Genomic DNA, 20125 nt, shown 5'->3' with positions numbered 1-20125 from the left:
ATTAGTGGGGAAGGCGGAAGTACGGGCGGCTGGCCAAGGGCGAGAAAGGCCAGGGTATAGCCAGCAGAATAAGCAGCAGCGCCGCCGTAAACCACAGGGCCATCGTGCGAAACTTCGTGGGGCTGGTAGACTGGCGTTTCGCCAGGGCCGAACCTACTGTAAGCACGATAATGGCCACGGTCATGGCGGCCACGTGTTGCAAGCCGAAAAACAGCGTACCGGGTTCGTGCACCGCATCCCGCAGATGAAAGTCTCTCAGCAGCGGACTAGTGATATACAGGGCGTAGCCAAGCATAAGTTGCACATGGGCCACGGTGGCTACCGTGTGCCGCGTGGTATTGTCATGGGTGGTGAAGGGCAGGTGGCCGCGCCAGCCTCGGTAGGCCCGGCCCATGCCATACAAGAGGCCGCAGAGCACCGCCCATCTGCCCAACGAGTGCAGAAACAGTAGGGTAGAATACATGGCCGTTAGAAAGCGAGACGGCCAGAATTAGCAAGGTATTGACTACCAGTGTATTCAAGGAGCCTAGTAAACAGGTAGGAGGCTAGCGCACTTGCGTGCGGAAACAAGGAATTCTGTATGAAGGACATGGGGCGATGCGTAATTGCTGAGGCAAAGGTCGAGGACTGCCCAACGTCCCGTTAGTACAGAAAAAGCCGGAATCAGGACTTTTTAATCATTTTGCGAAACACCAGCGGCGACACCCCGGCGTGCTTCTTGAACAACCGACTGAAATACGAGGGGTCGGTCACGCCAACTTCGCCGGCAATTTCGGCCACCGACAGTGTGCTTTGGAAAAGCAGCGCCTTGGCTTCCAACACAATGGTTTCCTCCAGCCACTTCGTCGGCGACTTGCCCGTGACCGTGCGCACCGATTTGGTTAAGTGGTTGGGCGTGATGTGCAGCAGGTTGGCGTAGTCACTAATCGAGTGCGCTGATTTCAGGGAAGTAGCAACCAATTGCTTGAAGCGGTTGGTGATTGTCAGCGCCGTGGACTGCGGTGGAGTAGGAGTGGCGGCGTAGGCCCGGTTCAGCTCGTGGAGCAAGGCGAGCAGATAAGCGCGCAGAATGTCGGGGTAGTGCAGCTCGTGGGTGTTGAATTCCGTGAGCAGACGCTGCATCACATTCTCCACAAACCCCGCCGTTTGGGTATCCAGCTCGATATACGGGCTACCCCAAAACTGCAAGAACTCGAAAGGGTTCGGAGCGTCGGTGGGTCCGGTTTTGCCGAGGAGCATATCGTCGTGAAAATGGAGCAGAAAGCCCGTATTCTCGTCACCGGGCTCAAAAGAATGCACTTGCCCGGCCCGTACTACCAGCACTTGCTGCGGCCGAATAGTATAGGTTTCGTTGCCGATGCTCATGCGCGCCGTGCCCGAAGTCAGGTAGAGGCAGCTGTGCGCCGTGGCTCGGGAAGGCGGAATACCCTGTGTGAAGTGCATGTACATCTGCTCCACTGCCACCGCAAAAAACAACTCCGACCCTGCCCGCCGTAGCGCCTGAAAAGCCGACTTATCCGGCATGAAATGGGTCAGAAAGCCACTAGTGTTGTAGGTATTAATTGCTTGGGGAGATAATGCGCTCATAATGTTGAAACAGCCGAGTAGCTAACTTGACGACGCTGCACTAGCAGCACATCAGTAGGGACGAGTTATACCTTGGAATGCTTTAGTTGCTGGCCATACGAATGCCCGACTTCTAGCAGGGCCACGAACCCTGTAGAGATGCGACACTTCGCGTCTCGTCGTTGAACAGCTGTAATAGTCTAAACGACCGAAGTAACGACGAGACGCGAAGTGTCGCGTCTCTACAAATAGGTACTTAACACTTGTTCTGAGCCAATGTACCTGACATTCGTTTGGCAGGGATGAACGCCCTAGCGCGAAAACGACTGCGGCTGCCCGCTATATTGCAGCCTAACGCTCTCAGAATGCCTTTTACCACCGATTGGAGTGAACTGGAAGTAGCGCAGGTGCAAGGCCGGTCGCGGCTGATAACTTGCCGCAACTTGCAGCCACTCAAGATTCTGAATCCGGCCGCACCAGCTAGTTCCTGCCACGTCGTCCTCTCCAGCTACGGCGGCGGCATGGTCGCCGGCGACACCATTCGGCTGCGCATCAAGGGCGGCCCTAATACGCGGCTTTTTCTTAGCTCACAGTCGAACACCAAAATTTTCAAGTCCATCGACGAGCAGGTGGCCGAGCAGCACATTGCCGGCGAGCTGGCCGCTGGTGCCCTGGCCGTAGTATTTCCGGACCCCGTAGTGCCGCAAGCCGGCAGCCGCTACCGCCAAATCCAGCATTGGCACCTCGCCCCCGATTCGCTTTTGCTGGTGGCCGATTGGTTGCACTCTGGCCGCATGGACATCGGCGAGAGATTCGAGTTCCACTCGTTTTTCTCGGAGCTGCACGTACGCCGCCAGGGCCGCCTCGTGCTCCTCGACCGGTTTGCCTTCCACCCGCAAGAGCAGGTTGCTACATCACCCGCCAACTTCGGCGCCTACCAAACCGTGCTTTCACTCTACCTGATTGGCGCCCCCACAGACCCCCGATTCACCCGCCTTGCGCAGCAATTCCAGCGCCTCAAGCTGTCCATCCCCGACACTCCCCAATTCGACCTAAGCGGCCACGACTGCCTGGTTTCGGTAACGCAGGCCAAAGAAGACGTGTACGTGCTTCGGGCTGCCGCCCACAGCCGGCAGGCCTTGCAGCCGCTATGCGCGCAGGTGCTGCAAGCATTGGCCAACGAAGAGTTTTTCGGCTACAATCCGCTGGCTCGTAAGTACTGAGGCAAGAGTTATAAAGGGTAATGCAACTAGGCTGTAGCGCGAAGCCTGCGCTTCGCGTATTAATGGACGATTCCACTGTTACGGGGCGATTCTAGTCGTTCAATGATACGCGAGGCGCAGGCTTCGCGCTACAGCCTCTACTTGCGGGGTCGCCGGTCCTCGCTCACCGACTCCAACGCGCGGGCTTTCGCGGCGTGGATGTGGCTGATGATGTCGTCGAGGCCGAAGCCGTCGAGGGCGCGGGCGAAAAGAAAGGGACCTTCGCCGCGCATCCGGCGGGAGTCGCGCTCCATCACGCCCAAATCGGCGCGAATGAGGTCTTTGAGGTCGATTTTGTTGATGACCAGCAGGTCGGACTGGGTGATACCAGGGCCACCTTTGCGCGGAATTTTGTCGCCGCCCGACACGTCGATAACGTAGATGGAGTAGTCTACCAGTTCGCGGCTGAAGTGGGCGGCCAGATTGTCGCCGCCGCTTTCCACGAACAGCAGATCCAGCGTGGGGAAGCGCACCATAAGGCCTTCCAGCGCGTCCATATTCACTGAAATATCTTCCCGAATAGCCGCGTGCGGGCAGCCGCCAGTTTCTACGCCCACAATCCGGTCGGCGCTTAAGGCACTATTGCGAATCAGAAATTCAGCGTCTTCACGGGTGAAGATGTCGTTGGTGACTACGCCTAGCTCATAGTCGTTGCGCAGCCGCTCACACAAGGCTTTAAGCAACGCCGTTTTGCCAGTGCCCACGGGCCCTCCAATGCCCACGGTGAAAGCACGTTTGCGGAAGTTGCGGTAGGAGGGAAGCCGCCGCGTCTGCCGCTCGTTGAAGTCGCCCGGCGACTCCATCACCTCGTGGGTGTGACCGTGTAGCAGCAGGGCGAGTTTATCAGCAAAAGCCATGTTCAGGGAAAGTCAAGAGGTGGTGAAGGTGAAAAGAATTGCCAAACTGATGCTAGATCAAGTCTGAAAGCTTAACCAGACGCCTATGCTTCGGTGGTTAAGCAGAGGCATAGAACAGCAAGCTAGTTCTGAAACAGTTTCGAGTAAATATCCTCGTGTAAGGTTTGTGTGGTATCGAGCAGAAACGCCGACCGTGACGCTTCTTGATAAGGCTGGTGGGCAAAACAAGCCAGCAAATGCTCGAACACGGCATAGAAATCGTGCTGAAGCCGGTGACCTTCTAAGGGGCCAAGGAAGCCTAAGCGGATGGCGGCGCTAAGCTGGTCGCGCAGCGCCATATGCAAGTATACCGCCTGCAAATCGGCCAGCGGGAAGCCCGCTTGTTTCAGCGCCAGCGTGAAGCTGAGGGTGAAATGTAGTGGCAGTTGCCGAGCGTCAAACCAAGCCCGAAGTTCAGGCAAACCAGCGTCAGGATAAAAAGTGGTCAGCAGCTTCAGCCACGTCTTGCCCTGCGTCACGCTGGCCCGGTGCAGCGTGGGCACCAGCAGTTGCGCGTCGTATTCCTCAGCAAGTTCGTGCAATTCCTCGCCTAGCACCGGCAGGTTGAAGCAGGAGTGCATAAACGGTAGCTCCAAACTCGCCACCTGCTGCAAATACGCATACAAATGCTGGCGAAAATCAGAGCCCGTCTTAATCAACCCAAACGTGAAGCTGCTTTCCAGGCCGTAGGAGTAAGCAAACGAGCCCGTCGGCAGAGCCGAATCCACCAAGTGCAGCAGCCGAACGAATTGAGACATACAGTTTGGGTGATGAGGGAAGGCTAAAGCTAATCTATAGTTAGTTCCCTCTTCAGCTGAGCAGGGGCTAGGGGTGCTTGACCAATACTTGAACGATCCACAAGAACGGTCATGCTGAGCGCAGCCGAAGCATCTCGCTAGTGTGGTAATCACTACTCCTACATCAGCACGCGAGATGCTTCGACTACGCTCAGCATGACAATACTTTTACAATGTCAGTGTGACAAGATGCTTCAATTTCGCCTTGCTGATGCACTTAGCATGATAATACTATCACAACATTAGCACGTAAGTAGTCAACTACCGCTCCTCATCTGAGAGAATCGACTATGGCTCAGCTCTAAAACAGGTTGTAGAGTTGCGCTAGTGGCAGCTTGGTAGCTGGTTCGCAGGTTAGATGCACGCCATCGACGGTTACGCGGTAGGTTTCGGGGTCTACTTCGATGTTGGGCAGATAGTCGTTGAGGGCCATGTCTTTCTTGGTCACGGTGCGGCAGCCTTTCACGGCTACTACCTGCTTGGTGAGGCCGTAGGTGGCCTGCACGCGCGTCACCGAGGCCTGCGAGACAAACACCATGGACGTCGGTCCGATGGCCGAGCCGAGCGACCCGAACATAGGGCGCGAAAAGGCCGGCTGCGGCGTAGGAATGGAGGCGTTGGCGTCGCCCATCTGCGACTGTACAATCACGCCGCCTTTGATGATCATCTCGGGGCGGGCACCGAAAAACTGCGGCTTCCAGAGCACCAAATCGGCCAGCTTGCCAAGCTCCACTGAGCCCACTTCATCGGCGAAACCGTGGGCGCGGGCGGGGTTGATGGTGTATTTGGCTACGTAGCGCTTCACCCGGAAATTGTCATGGCCGCGGCCAGCGTCTTCGGGGAGGGGGCCGCGCTGCTGTGCCATTTTGTGGGCGGTTTGCCAGGTACGGGTTAGCACTTCGCCCACCCGGCCCATGGCCTGCGAATCAGAAGAAATGATGCTCAGCGCCCCCATATCGTGCAGAATATCCTCGGCGGCAATAGTTTCGCCGCGGATGCGGCTCTCTGCAAAGGCCACGTCCTCTGGAATGTTACGGTCGAGGTGGTGACACACCATGAGCATATCCAGGTGCTCGTCGATGGTGTTGACGGTGAAGGGCCGCGTGGGGTTGGTAGACGAGGGAATAACGTTGGGCTCGCCGCAGATTTTAATGATGTCGGGCGCGTGGCCGCCGCCGGCGCCTTCGGTGTGGTAGGCGTGGATGGTGCGGCCCTTGAAGGCAGCGGTGCTGGTTTCCACGAAGCCGCTTTCGTTGAGCGTATCAGTGTGGATGCACACCTGCACGTCGTACTGTTCGGCAATGGTGAGGCACTGGTCGATGGCGGCGGGCGTGGTGCCCCAATCCTCGTGCAGCTTGAAGCCGAGGGCGCCGGCCTCCACTTGTTCTAGCAGGCCTTCGGGGCGGGAGGTGTTGCCTTTGCCGAGGAAGCCAAAGTTGAGCGGGTATTCCTCGGTGGCGCGCAGCATCATTTCCAGATAGAACGCGCCGGGCGTGCAGGTGGTGGCCGTGGTGCCGGCCGCCGGACCCGTACCGCCGCCCACCATCGTGGTGATGCCCGAGGCCAGCGCCTCCGGTATCTGCTGCGGGCTGATGAAGTGAATATGGCAGTCAATGGCCCCGGCCGTCAGAATTTGTCCTTCGCCGGCAATAACTTCCGTCGTCACGCCCACCACCATACCGGGTGTCACGCCAGGCATAATGTGCGGGTTGCCGGCTTTCCCAATACCTATAATCCGCCCGTTTTTGATGCCAATATCCGCCTTGTAGATACCGGTGTAATCAACCACCAGGGCGTTGGTAATCAGTAAGTCCAGCGTCTCGGCTTGCGGGATGCCGGCGGCCTGGCCCATGCCGTCGCGCAGCACCTTGCCACCTCCGAACTTGCATTCCTCGCCGTACACGGTGTAGTCCCGCTCGACTTCAATCAGCAACTCGGTGTCGCCGAGGCGCACTTTGTCGCCGGTAGTAGGGCCGTACATATCGGCGTAGGCCTGCCGGTTGATGGGGAGTGACATAAGTTTATTCCTTGGAAGCCGGAGCCGTGGATGTATAGAAGGAATTAATTTGCGCTAGTAGCGGCTCTATCGGCTTGTTTCCAGACATCGTGTTGTAAAACTGGTGGTTGATTGAGCAGTCTATAACCTGACCATCCATGACTTTCAGCAGATAAGGAAACCCTTTTCTGTCCTTGACGCCAGCAAGCATAGTTGAAAGGAACCTTAGATCATCTCCAGAAATAATTTGAGTGCCTTCTACAAAAAGCTTTCGAACTGTGGGAGCCAGTTTAGGAACAAGTATTTCACGGGAAAATGTGACGCTACTCTTACGGTTGTTGTAAAAAAAGAAGCAGGCTCCATTTGCCTGCTGTAAATATTCGCTGTATTGTTTCTCGAACTTTTTGTTCGCAAAATGAGAGTATATTAAAGTAAAAGGCAGAAACGGTAGAATGACAATAACCATGATAAGAACAATAGCAATGATAATAGCCCTGCCAAAATAAGCGTTAATCCTAATTGTTATGGTTTCTAATTTCATGATTAAACTGCTTATGGTTAAATAAATGAGTAATAAGAATTAAATACTAATTGTTATTAGTCTCATGCTTGATTAGCCTGGCGTCTCTAAATATTTTATTCCTGCCAATTCTGTAATTATCAATTTTTTCTAAAACTCTATTTAGTAAGCTATCAAGATTGTGTAAAGATTCTTTATAGTAAAAATTGCTAGAAACGGAGGCAATTAAAGTATCATCTGATAATAGCTTCCATGTTACATAAGCTTGTGGCTCCTGTATATTGTTTATTGTAATTTCTCCGTTGCATGTTAGGTCTTTGCCATCTATATGGGCTATAGATACAATTCTTATGTGGTCGATATAAGGCATGTTCTATTTCTATTAGACTGCAATTAAGAACGATGTTTAGCATCTGTCTCGCGCATTCTACCCATAGCACTATCTGCTCCTTTAGCTTCATCCAGCTTCCCATCAATCCAGCCGTTGCCGCCGTACACGATACGCTCGCCGGCCAGGGCTACCAGCATCACCCGTTTCCGTTCGCCGGGCTCGAAGCGGACGGCCGTACCGGCGGGGATATTGAGGCGGAACCCGTAGGCTAAGGCCCGGTCGAATTGCAGGGCGGCGTTGGTTTCGAAGAAAGGGTAATGGGAGCCCACCTGCACTGGCCGGTCGCCTAGGTTGGTCACGTCCAGCTCCACGGTGGCGCGGTCGGCATTCAAGACGATATCTTCCGAGGACAGCAGATACTCGCCGGGATTGGGGTGCAGCACGTTGTCAATAGCCAGCTTTTCGGGGGTGCGGGTAAGGCCGGAAGCGTAGAGCGCCAATTCGGGGTTGCCTTGTTCGCGGCAGATGGGGTGGTGCACGGTCACGAGTTTGGTGCCGTCGGGGAAGGTGCCTTCCACTTGCACTTCGGCTATCATGTCGGCTACGCCGGGCAGCACGTCTTGCAGGCCCAGGAGCTGTTTGCCTTTGTCCATGAGCACCGCCACCCGTTCCCCGTCGCGGATAAACTCCAGCAACTGCGTGGCAATAAGGGCCATGGCTTCGGGGTAGTTGAGCAGCAGGCCGCGGGCATAGCGCTTTTGAGCTACAAAACCGGCTTGGTGCAGCACCAACTTATCGAGGTCTTTGGGCGAGAGGTGCATGAGTGATGCTTGCTTGTTGGGAGTTGCTTGTTGAATAGCGGATGGCTGAACTGTTAGTTGCTAGGAGGGAGAATTGGTAGTTGAACGATTACCAAGCAACTCCCAACAAGCAACAACTAAACATTCACGTACACCATCCAGCCACCGTACAGAATGCAAACCAGTGACGAGACGATGCCGGTTGCCAGGCGCAGGCGGCGGCTTAAGCGCATGCGCGGGGTGTACGGTATGCTCAGGAGCCCCGCCACGCCGAACATCCCAAGGATGGAGCCTACCCCGAACACCAGCAAATACAGCATGCCTAGCAGCGGGCTGCGAATTTCACTCATCACCAGCAGCACCAGCGCCCCGCTGCCCGCCAGGCCGTGCACCAGGCCCACCGTATACGCCACCCGATGCTCGGAGCCAGTCGGCAACTTGAAGCCTAAAGGTTCTTTGCCTGCCAATCGGCTCAAGCCCATAACCACCAGCATTAGGCCGACCGCCGCTTCAAAGTAGCCGGATGTGAGAAAGGTCGCTCGGCTGAGCAAGATTACGGAGCCAACTAGCGCTATCATGGTGGTGTGCCCGAGCCCCCAATACAAGCCATCCTTCATGGCCAACATCGTGCTGTCGCGCCGCGAAACCATGGTGCTGACGGCCAACAGGTGGTCGGGCTCGAAAGCGTGCCCGGCGCCGGCCACGGACGCGAATAAAATAGGTAATAGGTTCTCCATGCAGAAGCAGGTCGAGGCTAGGCTTGCTGAGTTGAGGTAGAGAAACCGGGGTGGGGCGGGCAGAGGCGGGGCGCAGCGTTGACCTGCTTGGCAGCAGACCAACGCTTGGAAATATACGGGGCAACTGCCAGTAAACTGCAAAAGCGGCTCGACATTGCTGCCGAGCCGCTTTTGCGGTGTGGTGTTGGTTGTGTGATAGAGTGCCTGAAACCTACTTGCTTTTGGCTTGCAAGAGCTTCAATACTTCGGCGTTGCCGCTTTCCTTGGCACTAGCCAAGGCGTCTTTGCCATCGTTGTCTTTCAGCTTGGGGTCGGCGCCAGCGGCCAGCAGGAGGGTTACCAACTCCATGTTGCCCTCGCCAGCGGCAGCCATTAAGGCAGTGGCATTGAAGCTGTCGGGCTTGTTGACTAAAGCTTTGTGTTGAAGCAGGATTTTCACGATTTCGGTCTGGCTGCGCCCGGCAGCCAGGATAAGAAAGCTAGTGGGAAAACCCGGCATCATTTCAACGGGAGCATTGGGGTCGGCACCAGCTTTCAGTAAGGCCTCTACGTCGGCAGGCTTATTTTTCACAACAGCGGCATACACCTTTTGAGTTGGCGTTTGGGCTAGAGTAACGGTAGCTAAACCTGAAAATAAAACAATAACGAGAAGAAGTTTTTTCATGCCGGGAAACTGACTCTTGAATTAATTACTAGCTTCAAATATAGCAAACCAACTTGAAAAAACACTATTATGTGGTTGCTATTATGCTGGCAATTCTTGAATAGATAAGTACCACTGGTGTGAGCCTTGACTTCGGCTGTTAAACCCTCGAAATGCAAATTATAAGCTCCACAGTAATACAGAAACGGCAAATTATAACCAACTGGTAGCTAGTAGGCTATCGGAGGAAAAGTGTAATTTCTGCAAGGAGAAGGCCAGCTAGCCTTAAGCTGCACATTACGAATGCCAGGCTACTCTTGAATAATGCTAAATTATAGTGCTACTGTGTAGCCGCATTCTGGCCCATGCGTTGTGCCATTACGCTGGCCAGAATGATTTGGAGCGCGTGATACAGCATCAGGGGCAATAGGAGCGCGCCCGTAGCGGCCGTGGCCGGAAACAGCAAGCTAGCCATGACACTACCATGCACCAGCGACTTCTTCGACCCGCAAAACAGCGCCACAATCCGGTCCTCGCGCGAGAAACCTAGCACCGAACTTAGACCCCATACCAACCCGAAAATCAGGAAGTACAGCGCCACCATACCCAAGCCTAGCAACAGCACATCGGTGGGGATATAGCTGCGGAAAACCCCTTCGGCAAACGACTCGCAGAACGACGTAAAAACGATCAGCAGAATAACTATCTGGTCGAAGGTGCGCAGGGTTTGCTTGTGCTGTTCGGCGAAGCTGCCGAAGCGGCGGTTGAGTAGCACCCCCGCCACCACGGGCAGCACCACTTGCCACGTCAGGTCGAGGGCCAGGCCCCAGAGGTGGCCACCTCCGGTGCCGGTGTGCAGAATAAGGCTGGTCCAGACGGGGGTGAGAATGATACCGATTAAGCTGCTGATGCTGGCATTGAAAATGGCCGCTGGCAGATTGCCGCCCGCAATGCCCACCATCACCACCGACGTAGACACCGTGCTAGGCAGCGTGCAAAGAAAGAAGATGCTCTGCCAAAGTAAATCGGCCTTCTCGGTGCCAAAAAAAGGTCGGACCACTAGCGCCAGCAGCGGAAAAACTACAAACGTGGTAAGCTGCACCACGGTGTGCAGCTGCCAGTTACGCAGCCCAGCCTTTAGCTTCTCCAGATTCAGCCGGAGCCCGTAGAAAAAGAAAATCAAGGCCACGCCCGTAGTAGTCAGCAGCTTCCAGGGTATCGGGCTTGCCTTGCTGCCTACGCCCGGCACCAGATACGCCAGCGCTACAGCGCCTACCAGCCCAAGCAAAAACCAGTCGAGCAGCCCCGCTCGGCGGAGCAGAGCCACCAAAGGGTTTTCGGAGGTAACCGGCTTGGAAGTAGTAGGCGACGACATACGAGAGACTTAGTGGTAGCAGGGGTAGTAAAGCGGCGGTATGGCCCAAGACCGCAATGCCGCGCTTCCCCGTACTAGTAGTGTGATGATGTGGCTTTGGTTGTTGAAGGTGCCGTTATCTTTATAACAGACGGCATTTCGCCAATTGCAGGTTGCTGCTACAACCGGCCAGACAAAACAAAAGCGTCAGGCAACTCCGCCTGACGCTCTAACTCTTTACGATTGAGAATGCTCGAAGTTTCCTAGTGTAGCCGGAGCACGCACGAATGATAGGTAGCTAGCCGCAGTGAAAATCTCGTTCACTTAGGCGCTACTTGGCTGATACCATTCATTTAGGCTGCTACCATTTTGCGTTGTTTCTTTTTGGCTTTGCGCAACCGATTCAGCCACATGATAGTGCCTGTAATAGGAAAGGTGACACCCAGCAAACACACCACTAGGCTGATGATCTTGGAAGGCCATCCGTAGATAGAGCCAGTGTGCACCGGTTTAAACATGCCCCGTACCCGCTGGCCCAAGCTGCGCTGCTCGTAGGTCTGCTTGCTGATAACAGTGCCCGAATACTGGTCGAGATACACTTCGTCGGTAGCATTTTCGTAGCTGGCACCTGGCCGGAGCGTGGCTACCCGAATGCTGCCCGTAGGGTCTTTGGGCATTTGCAGCGAGTAATATTCGGCGGTCGGCGCTTGCTGGCGGGCCAAGACCAAGGCGGCATCGGGCGTAAGAGCTGCGGCATCCGCTACGGCTGGCGTGGCAGAAGTCGGGGGCTCGGGGCGCTGCATAGGCGAGTTGGTTACGGCATAGATGCCTTTGTTGAACCACTCAAACGACCACGCCAAGCCCGTGAAGGCAAACACAAACAGAAACAAAGCCGAGTAGAACCCGAGCACAATGTGCAGGTCGTGGTTGAGGCGCTTCCAGCCGCCGCTCCATTTCACTTGCAGGCGCTGCCGCACCGCATTGCGCGTAGCCGGCCACCACAACACGATACCCGTCCCGATAATGAACAAGAACATCAGCGTGCTTACGCCCACCACCAGCTTGCCAATAGCGCCGCCTACCATGCCGCGGTGCAGGGCCATCATCGTGAAGAAGAACGTTTCGCGGTAGTTCAGCTCGCCCGTAACGGCAGCTGTGTAGGGGTTCACGAATACGGTTGGGCCACGGCCGCCTTCGCCGCCGCCTTTACCACCCTTGGCTTCCGGGACTTTGCCGCCAGCTGCCGGCGCTCCGGCCTGGGCACCACCTTCCGAACGGCCACCTTCGCGATGCTTCTCGGCACGGCCTTCCCGGCCTCCTTCGCCTTTCCGCTCGCCACCTGGCCCACCGGGTGCTCCGGCCAAGCTAACTTCCACGGTACGAGCTGGGTCGGCGTACACTTTCACGCCCGTGATTTTAGCGTCGGGCTTGTAGGCCCGGACCGCCTCCGTGAGTTGGGCCAGGGGCTGGCGCGGCGTGGTGGCGGGCGTCACGAAGTAGCGCTCTGGGTGCCACGCCTGCTCTAATTCCTTCTCGAAGACCAACACCCCACCCGTGAAGCACACCACGGCAATGATAAGGCCCGAGACCAGGCTGAGGTAGAGGTGAATGTTGCGAAAGAAAATTTTCATACTCAATAAGATAAGGAAACTGTTTGGACCGTGAATTTCCGCAGAAACCCGGAAAGTAACCAGTTGCAGCTGGTAGTTTCCGGGTTTCTTCACTCACCTTTTATTGTGGTTGTCAATCGTGAGTTGCTAGGGAGGCTAGCAACTCGCAATTGTTAGAACCGATAGCTGGCCGTGGCCGAGAAGTTGCGAGGGGCAATGGGGTTCACGCTGTTGTCGTCGTGCATGTTATAGCTCAACTCATCGAGGATGTTGGCAAGTTTCACCCGCACCGAAAAACGGTCGTAGGTGTAGCCGAGCGAGGCATCGAAGAGAACGTAGTCGGGGATGCTGATTAGGCGGAACGCGTCACTTGTGGTATTGCCGCGGCCGTCAGTCCAAGGCTTGCCAGTAGCAGGATCATACGTCCGGGTGTTGCGGCCGGCCAGCTTGTCGCCTACATAGTAAGAGGTGATGCCCGCCGTGAGGCCGCGTAGGAAGCTGTTGTCGCCAAAGCTGCTGCCAAAGTTGTAGTAGAGGCTGAGGTTGGCCGTGTGAGCGGGGTTGTAGCGCAGGCGGCTGTTGTTTTCGTAGATGTTGCTCTTGGTATAAGCCGTGTGATTGTAGCTATAGCCCGTGATGAATGTCCAGCCCATCATGGGCTTGCTTTGCACGTCCACTTCCACGCCTTTGCTAGTCACTTCCCCAGCCAGCTCTTTGATGTTGGTGTTCACATTGTCTCTGAGCACACCATCGGGTCCGGCAATCTGACCAAGGTACGTTTGCGCCAAGTTGCTATTCACAATCCGATAAGCCGTCACGTTGGCCGACAACAGCCCGTGGAACAGGTCGTTCTTAATACCTACTTCGTATTGGTCGAAGGTGGAAGGGGCCAGGGCCGCTCCGCTCACTTCCTGGCCGGTGTTAGGCTGGAAGGAGTTGGAGTACGAGGCAAACAACGCGGTTGTCTTGATGGGCTGGTATACCAAACCCAGGCGTGGCGAGAAGGCATCGTCGAAGCGGCGGGTCTGCGTTACTTTCACCGACTGGTCGGCGGCCGTGGGGGCGGCGTAGGTGTACACGTCGCTTGGGGTTTCCTGGTAGCTCCAGCGCACGCCAGCCAACAGCTTCACTTTTTCAGTAATGCTCATCAAATCTTGCACGTAGAAGCCGGCCCGCCGCGTGTTGGTAAAGGTGCGGGTGTTGCGGTTCAGTGCGTCGAAGCTGCTGATGCTGTTGTTTGGTTTGCCCAGCGTCCGGCTGCGGTCCAGCACGTTGATGGAGTCATACGGCTGCGCAGTGAAAGTCAGCGCCTGCGTGTTGTACTGGTCGGCGTCAGCCCCAATCAATACGGTGTGCTCCAAGAAGCCAGTGCGAACCTTGCCGGTCAGGTCGAGTTGCGCGAGGTAGTAGTTTTCAGCGGTTTCGCTACGGCCCAGCGTGCGCTGCCAGTTGCCGTAGAGAGACGGTTTGGGCGCGGCCGGCACGTAGTTGGGCGTATTGACCGTTCCCCGGGCCGGGCGGGTGCCATTGTTGATGCCCGTTGGGCGGTTGCCGGTGCGCTGCTCGTTGTCGTAGCGCTGGAAGCCGCCTACTGCCCGAATCTGCCAGGCGTCGTTGAGGCGGCTAGTGAGCGTGGCCGTAGCACTGGTTTGGTTGGTGGCATTGTTGGCGCCGGGCACGTTGAGGAAGCGGCTGCGCGATTCTAGCACGTTATAATCAACTGCGCCCACGCCAAAGTCCGGGGTGCGGTTGTCACGCAAGTAATCGGCCTCCAGGATCAAAGTAGTTTTGGGCGTCAGCTCGAAAAGCAACGACGGATTTACATACACCCGGTTGGATTTCACTTCGTCGCGGAAGCTGTTGGCGTTTTCGTAAGTGCCGTTGAGGCGAAATGCTACTTTCTCACTTTTGCCAACTGCGCCATACACGTCCACAATGGGCTTCCAGAAGCCGAAGCTGCCCACGCGCAACCCAACTGAGCCGCCTTGCTCGAACTGTGGCTTTTTGGTAACCAAGTTGAGAACACCGCCAGCTGCTACGTTGCCATATAGGATGGCTGCGCTTCCTTTCAGCACTTCCATGCGCTCCAACGAAGAAGCTTCGGGCATCACGCCATTATTGTAGCGGACGCCGTTTTTGAAGGTGTTGTTGCTGCCATATGCGAAGCCGCGGCTGCCAAGTTCTTCCTGCGTGCCGCCGGTAGTGCTGGTCACGTACAAGCCGCTCACATTCACAAGAGCATCGGAAAGGCGCAGCACCTGCTGCTGCTCCAGCACCTCACGCTCCACGGTTACGGCGCTTTGCGGCAAGTCGAGGGTAGCTACGGGCAGCTTGCCCACCGTGACAGTCCGCTGGTTCAAAGACTTAGCGCCTGTTACGGTTACTTCCGACAGGTTCTGGTTGCTAACGGCCAGCGTAAAGGCTGGTACGGGTGTGCTTTCGCCGCCAGTTACAGTAACCGGCACTTCCTGTGTAAGGTAGCCGATGCTGCTTACTACCAGCTGGTAAGAGCCTGACTGTGCCGACAAGCGGAAGCTGCCATCGGCGGTTGTGCTCGTGCCAAACGAAGTGCCTTTTAGCGCTACCGTTACGCCTTCCACTGGCTTGCCTTCGGCATCGGTCACCTTGCCGGTCAACCAACCGCGCCGAACCGGATCATCGGCGCCCACAAGGGCCGAAGCAACGGTTGGATTGGTGGCAACTGACAAAGGAAGATCATGCGCAAGGCCGCTAAGCGGCAACGAAAGGAGTAAGAGTAGAGCAGGTCGGGACATCGAACAGAGCCTTTAGCTTGTTTAGACAGATTAAAAACAATGCAAAGCACGTCCCTATTTAGATGAATTCAAAATAGGTCAATAAATATTTTTAGCAGTTAATAAGGAAAGGGTACAAAAAAGCGGACCAGGAAAATACATTCCTGGTCCGCATACCCGTCTTCTAGCACAGATAAGCTAGTGATGAGGTCAACAAAACGTGCTTGTTGCCTTGACTATATGCTTAATGAGTTTGTGCCAGCAACTGCGATACCGGATTCAACTCGAATACCTCGGCTAGCAACTCGTAGGAGCGGAGCCGGTCCTGGAAATCGTAGGTGATAGTGACGGCGGTTACTTCATCGACGCCGTATGCGGCGGCCAGCGTTTCAAGTTGCTCGCGTACTTGCTCGGGGTTGCCGGACACCATGCGCTGGTGATGGTAGTCGAGGCGGGCGCGTAGCTCGGGCGTGAGCGGGTAGTTCCGGACAGTGTCGGCGGAGCCGATGGGAGTACGGTCGCCGGTTTCCAGCTTTAGCATCTGCAGGGCCAGCGCATCGGCTAGTTCCCGGGCTTTCGCCTCGGTTTCGGCGCAGAGTACAAAGATGGCCACGTTGGCTAACGGAGCAGCCAACTCGGGCGACGGGCGAAACCGCTCTTTATACAGCCGCACCATGTCGGGGCCGCCATTGGGGTTGATGAAGTGCGCAAACGAAAACGCCGCCCCTACGTGCGCTGCAAACAAGCCACTTTGCCCACTCGAGCTTAGCAACCACATTTCCGGTACGGTGTCAATGAAAGGAGCGGCCTTCACTTTGGCGTGAATAGTGTCGGGCACTACTTCGTCGTGCAGGAAAGCACGCAGGTCCATGAGTTGTTCGGCAAAGTCTTCGTCACGGAAGGCGTTGTGAGGGTTGAGGGCGTGGGCCGTAATCCGGTCGGTGCCGGGGGCGCGACCGATGCCAAGGTCGATGCGGCCAGGATAGAGTGCTTCCAGCAAACGAAAGCTTTCAGCCACTTTCAAAGCCGAGTAGTGAGGTAGCATCACCCCACCCGAGCCAAGCCGAATGCGCTTGGTTTCAGCCCCGAGCCGAGCTAGTAGCACTTCCGGCGCCGAGCCTGCCAGGGTCCCGGTATTGTGGTGCTCCGATACCCAAAAACGAGTGTAGCCTAGCCGGTCGGCCAAGCGAGCTAGTTCTATGGTTTCTTGCAGCGCCTGCCGGGACGAGCCACCCTGCCGCACCGGCGACTGGTCGAGGACACTCAAGTGCACTTTATTGGAAGTTGACATGATGCCAATGAGTTAAGCAAGTGAACAGCCATATTGAAACGGCGTGTGGTAGCTGCTACAACAGCAACAATAGACGACTAGTTTGCCACTGAACTATTCCTGCACCGACCCGCTGACCTCTATATAAGAGTACAAAAAGGTGTGTTAGGGGCTTAACCTCTTATTGGCAACTCCAAGAATGGAGTTGTGTGGCAAACTGTGCCGTTAAAACTGGCACCCCTCAATTCAACAAGGTAATAGGTAAAGTCTTTTGAATGCTTGCATAATCTGCTGATAGATAAGGTTATATACTCAATTATGGGATGCTATAAAGTCAGGTGTGCTGCAAGATTGGATTGGGAGTTGGGTGGGTAAAACATAGGTTCGAATTAATATTCGAGGTGCCTGATTTGAATTGGGCAACAGCACCACGCTTCAAGACAGGAATAACCGGATACTTCTCTGCGAAAGCCAGGTCTAGCAGCCTACAACGGTAGCCAAGCCGCCGCAGGAAATTCCGCAAACCAAAGGCCCTCCTGCTACATCAGAACCCACGCCCACTCATCCATTCTGCTACCTATATGCCCGCTTTCTTACCCAAATCACCTATCTGGCGCGGAAGCGTTTTCCAACTGGCGCGCAAGCAAAGAATTGCCCGGGCGGTTGCGTGGCTCATGCTGGTGGCTTTTCTGCATTTGACCACGGGCTGCAACTACTACCGTGCACGGCAAAGCGAAGTATCGGCGCCCGCCATAACGAAGCTGGCTGAATCGAAGATATTCCTGATTCACGAGCCGGGTGGTCTTACTTGGGAACTACTAAATCCGCGCCTCAATGGCGAAACACTGGAAGGCACCCGCCGGTACGTACCCGATGTGATGATTCCATACTTGGCCGTTCCGCCCAAAGGAGAGTCTCCGCGTTATCCGAGCAGGTTCGCACAAGGAGTACTGAATCTGGTGCATGTGCATATAAGCACGGTTCAAGCTTTCGAAAATGGTCCGATTAGTATCGCACTTGCTGATATAAAGCGGATCGACTTAATAGAGAAGAACTCAGGCAAAACCACGGCTTCCTATGTACTTGGGACCATAGGCACTGTTGCAGGCGCCATGCTGATTCTGGCAATTGTCATTGTCCTCACCAAAAGCTCCTGCCCATTTGTATACGTCCACAATGGAGAGCAATACCAGTTTGTGGGCGAGGCATACGGCGGCGCCATTTTCGCCCCAGCGGAGCGCAACGACTACCTGCCGTTGCCCACCATTCAAGCCCGGCAGAACGAGTATCACCTCAAGATAACCAACGAGCTGAAAGAGCGGCAGTACACCAACCTGGCCGAACTGTGGGTTGTACAGCACCCTGCCAATACCAAAGTCTTGCTCGACAAGCGCGGCGGCATCCAAACCGTAAGTGATCCGCAGACGCCTGTACGGGCGGTATCGGTTGGTGGCGCCGACTATGCCCAGCAGCTGCAAGCCACCGACCACAACGCGTTTCTATTCAACGAGAATACCCCCGGGGCAACACCCAATCAACTGGTCCTCAGCTTTGCGAAGCCCGCTGGAGGGCGCACCGGCAAGCTGATTCTACACGCGCAAAATTCGCTGTGGTTGGATTATCTCTACGGCAAATTCACGCAGAAATTCGGCTCCTATTACAATCAGTGGGCCGAAAGCCAAAAGCAGGTGCCCGGCCCCGAACTCACCCAATGGTCGTTGGACCAAGGAATTCCGCTACGGGTGTACGTGGAAGCTGGCCGGGGTTGGCAGCTAGTAGATTATATTCCGCCGGTCGGACCACTGGCTTCCCGCGACTTGGTGGTGCCGCTCACCTTACCCGATGTGCCAGCCGGGCAGCTAGTACGCGTGAAGCTGGAAACCGGCTTTATGTTTTGGGAACTGGATTACGCTGCCCTCGATGGCAGCCCCAACCAACCCGTAACGCTGGAAAAGTGCCGCCCGACCATTGCGCTAGACGAGCGAAAGCACGACCAACAGGCCAACCTGGCGGCCGATGACGACCAGTATCTGCAGCAATTGCGGCCGGGCTCCGAAGTAACGCTCACCTATCAGCCGCGGCAGCTCATCCACTCGGCAAACCCACAGCGCAGCGTCTTTCTGCACACCAAGGGCTATTACGAGCCCATTCGGGCCTACGAGGGAGTGCCCGACCTGTCGGCGCTCTACGGCTTCCGCAAGCCCGGCCGCTTTATCGAGTATTCCAAAGAGCAATACCAGCAAACTGCCCGCGAAATCAATCTAGCCACCAACTAGTAGCATTCCTATGCCTGCCTTAGAATCTTTCGTACCTCTAGCTGAGCTTACTTACCTCGATGCCCCAGCTGATGCAGCGGCCACCAGCCTGGAAGTAGTGCCACTTCCGGTAGTGCCCGCTACTATGCTGTCCGCCGGTTGGAAGCGTGAAACTCTCAACGGCATGCGTCAGGTAGCCGAAGCTGGCACCCTGCTGCGTTTGCTGCGTACGCCCGCCCGCTTTAAGCGCGGCGCCGAGCAGCTGCAACTGCTTCGGGATGCCTACTATGGCAAGTGGGTACCGCGGAAGCTGGCGCGCGTCGATGGCCGCTACTACCGGGAATTTATGACGCCGGGCCGCCCTTCCCGCGCCTATGATGCCTACGTGGCTTCCACCGTGAACCGGCTGGTGCCGTTTCGGGCCGACAAGAACACGTTAAACATGGTCTTTTTGGCTATCACGAAGAAGTGCCCATTGGCTTGTGCGCACTGTTTTGAATGGGACGCGCTCAACCAGAAGGAAAAGCTGACGCTCGACGACTTAAAGACCATGGTGGCCAAGTTCCAGGCCCGCCACGTGTCGCAAATTTTCTTTAGTGGCGGCGAGCCGATGCTGCGCGTGCACGACCTGCTGGAAATATTGCAAACTGCCCAACCCACCACCGACTTTTGGGTGATTACTTCGGGCTTCAACTTCACCCTCGAAAATGCCCTCAAGCTCAAACAAGCCGGTCTGACGGGCGTTTCCATCAGCCTCGACCACCACGAGCCGCGCCAGCACAACGCCTTCCGAGGCTTCGATAAGGCCTACGAAAACGCGCTGCAAGCGGCAGTATATGCCCGTGAGGTGGGGCTGGTGGTGAACTTGGGGCTGTGTGCTACCCGCGAGTTCACGACCAAGGAAAACCTGCTGGCTTACGCCGAACTGGCCAAACGCCTAGGAGTAACGTTTGTTCAAATTCTGGAGCCGCGCGCTATAGGCCACTACGCCGCCCAGGACGTGGCGCTAAGCGAAAGCCAACTGCAACTGCTCGATAGCTTTTACGAGCAAGTCAACTACATGCCTGCCTACCAGGACTTCCCCATTGTGCACTACTACGGCTACCACCAGCGGCGCATCGGTTGCCATGGGGCCGCCGACCGTTTCCTCTACGTGGATACCGACGGCGACTTACATGCCTGCCCGTTTTGCCAAAAGAAACAAGGCAGCGCCCTTGGCTCCTCACTCGATGCGGTGCTGGATAAGGGCCTGGTGGGCAGCTGCCAACAGTTCAAGCAGTCGACCTGGTAGTTCATTCGGCCGCCACAGGCGGCTTGAATACATGTCGGCTAGCT

Annotated in this window: 16 protein-coding genes; 3 read left to right on the top strand and 13 right to left on the bottom strand. The window is 55.9% G+C overall.

The features are described from left to right. Position 1: 1 nt before the first annotated feature. Both P1X16_RS11360 and P1X16_RS11355 read right to left on the bottom strand, forming a co-directional pair. The gene (locus P1X16_RS11360; protein WP_277228872.1) at positions 2 to 463 is read right to left on the bottom strand and encodes a hypothetical protein; all 462 of its coding nucleotides are present in this window, start codon (positions 461 to 463) and stop codon (positions 2 to 4) included. Positions 464 to 663: 200 nt separating this feature from the next. Then, the gene (locus P1X16_RS11355) at positions 664 to 1587 is read right to left on the bottom strand and encodes a helix-turn-helix domain-containing protein (protein ID WP_277228870.1); all 924 of its coding nucleotides are present in this window, start codon (positions 1585 to 1587) and stop codon (positions 664 to 666) included. 344 nt (positions 1588 to 1931) lie between these two features. On the opposite strand from P1X16_RS11355, the gene P1X16_RS11350 reads away from it, so the two are divergent. Then, the gene (locus P1X16_RS11350; protein ID WP_277228868.1) at positions 1932 to 2789 is read left to right on the top strand and encodes an urease accessory protein UreD; all 858 of its coding nucleotides are present in this window, start codon (positions 1932 to 1934) and stop codon (positions 2787 to 2789) included. A 137-nt stretch (positions 2790 to 2926) separates the two neighbouring features. Here P1X16_RS11350 and ureG read toward each other — a convergent pair whose 3' ends face one another. From ureG to P1X16_RS11295, 11 genes are all read right to left on the bottom strand, one after another. Continuing rightward, positions 2927 to 3685, bottom strand: coding sequence for an urease accessory protein UreG (gene ureG, locus P1X16_RS11345; protein ID WP_277228866.1), 759 nt, complete (start codon positions 3683 to 3685; stop codon positions 2927 to 2929). A 122-nt stretch (positions 3686 to 3807) separates the two neighbouring features. Further along, a complete protein-coding gene (locus tag P1X16_RS11340; protein ID WP_277228864.1) occupies positions 3808 to 4482 on the bottom strand; it encodes an urease accessory UreF family protein in 675 nt (224 codons plus the stop codon). 340 nt (positions 4483 to 4822) lie between these two features. Further along, positions 4823 to 6538 carry an urease subunit alpha gene (ureC, locus tag P1X16_RS11335; protein ID WP_277228862.1) on the bottom strand — a complete coding sequence of 572 codons (1716 nt, stop codon included), beginning with the start codon at positions 6536 to 6538 and terminating at the stop codon, positions 4823 to 4825. A gap of 4 nt (positions 6539 to 6542) precedes the next feature. Beyond that, positions 6543 to 7058, bottom strand: a complete 516-nt coding sequence (locus P1X16_RS11330) for a hypothetical protein (protein ID WP_277228860.1) — start codon at positions 7056 to 7058, stop codon at positions 6543 to 6545. Between the two features lie 372 nt (positions 7059 to 7430). Further along, a complete protein-coding gene (locus tag P1X16_RS11325) occupies positions 7431 to 8189 on the bottom strand; it encodes an urease subunit beta (protein WP_277228858.1) in 759 nt (252 codons plus the stop codon). Positions 8190 to 8305: 116 nt separating this feature from the next. Further along, a complete protein-coding gene (locus P1X16_RS11320) occupies positions 8306 to 8905 on the bottom strand; it encodes an urease accessory protein (RefSeq protein WP_277228856.1) in 600 nt (199 codons plus the stop codon). Positions 8906 to 9116: 211 nt separating this feature from the next. After that, positions 9117 to 9569, bottom strand: coding sequence for an ankyrin repeat domain-containing protein (locus tag P1X16_RS11315; protein WP_277228854.1), 453 nt, complete (start codon positions 9567 to 9569; stop codon positions 9117 to 9119). Between the two features lie 319 nt (positions 9570 to 9888). Continuing rightward, positions 9889 to 10923, bottom strand: a complete 1035-nt coding sequence (locus P1X16_RS11310; protein WP_277228852.1) for a bile acid:sodium symporter family protein — start codon at positions 10921 to 10923, stop codon at positions 9889 to 9891. A 332-nt stretch (positions 10924 to 11255) separates the two neighbouring features. After that, positions 11256 to 12533, bottom strand: a complete 1278-nt coding sequence (locus tag P1X16_RS11305; protein WP_277228850.1) for a PepSY-associated TM helix domain-containing protein — start codon at positions 12531 to 12533, stop codon at positions 11256 to 11258. A gap of 152 nt (positions 12534 to 12685) precedes the next feature. Beyond that, entirely contained in the window at positions 12686 to 15286 is a 2601-nt protein-coding gene (locus P1X16_RS11300; RefSeq protein ID WP_277228848.1) for a TonB-dependent receptor, read from the bottom strand. Positions 15287 to 15509: 223 nt separating this feature from the next. Further along, complete coding sequence (locus tag P1X16_RS11295; protein ID WP_277228846.1) at positions 15510 to 16556, bottom strand: LLM class flavin-dependent oxidoreductase; 1047 nt, start codon at positions 16554 to 16556, stop codon at positions 15510 to 15512. Between the two features lie 560 nt (positions 16557 to 17116). Between P1X16_RS11295 and P1X16_RS11290 the strand changes: the two genes are divergently transcribed. Together P1X16_RS11290 and P1X16_RS11285 are read left to right on the top strand one after the other, a co-directional pair. Further along, on the top strand, positions 17117 to 18811 hold the full coding sequence (locus P1X16_RS11290) for a hypothetical protein (RefSeq protein ID WP_277228844.1): 1695 nt from the start codon (positions 17117 to 17119) through the stop codon (positions 18809 to 18811). Between the two features lie 10 nt (positions 18812 to 18821). Next, positions 18822 to 20081, top strand: a complete 1260-nt coding sequence (locus P1X16_RS11285; protein WP_277228842.1) for a radical SAM protein — start codon at positions 18822 to 18824, stop codon at positions 20079 to 20081. Positions 20082 to 20125 lie beyond the last annotated feature (44 nt).

Source organism: Hymenobacter sp. YC55, assembly GCF_029433095.1.
Taxonomy (GTDB): Bacteria; Bacteroidota; Bacteroidia; order Cytophagales; family Hymenobacteraceae; genus Hymenobacter.
Note: the sequence above shows the minus strand (reverse complement) of the source record. Positions and strands in the feature narration are given on the sequence as shown.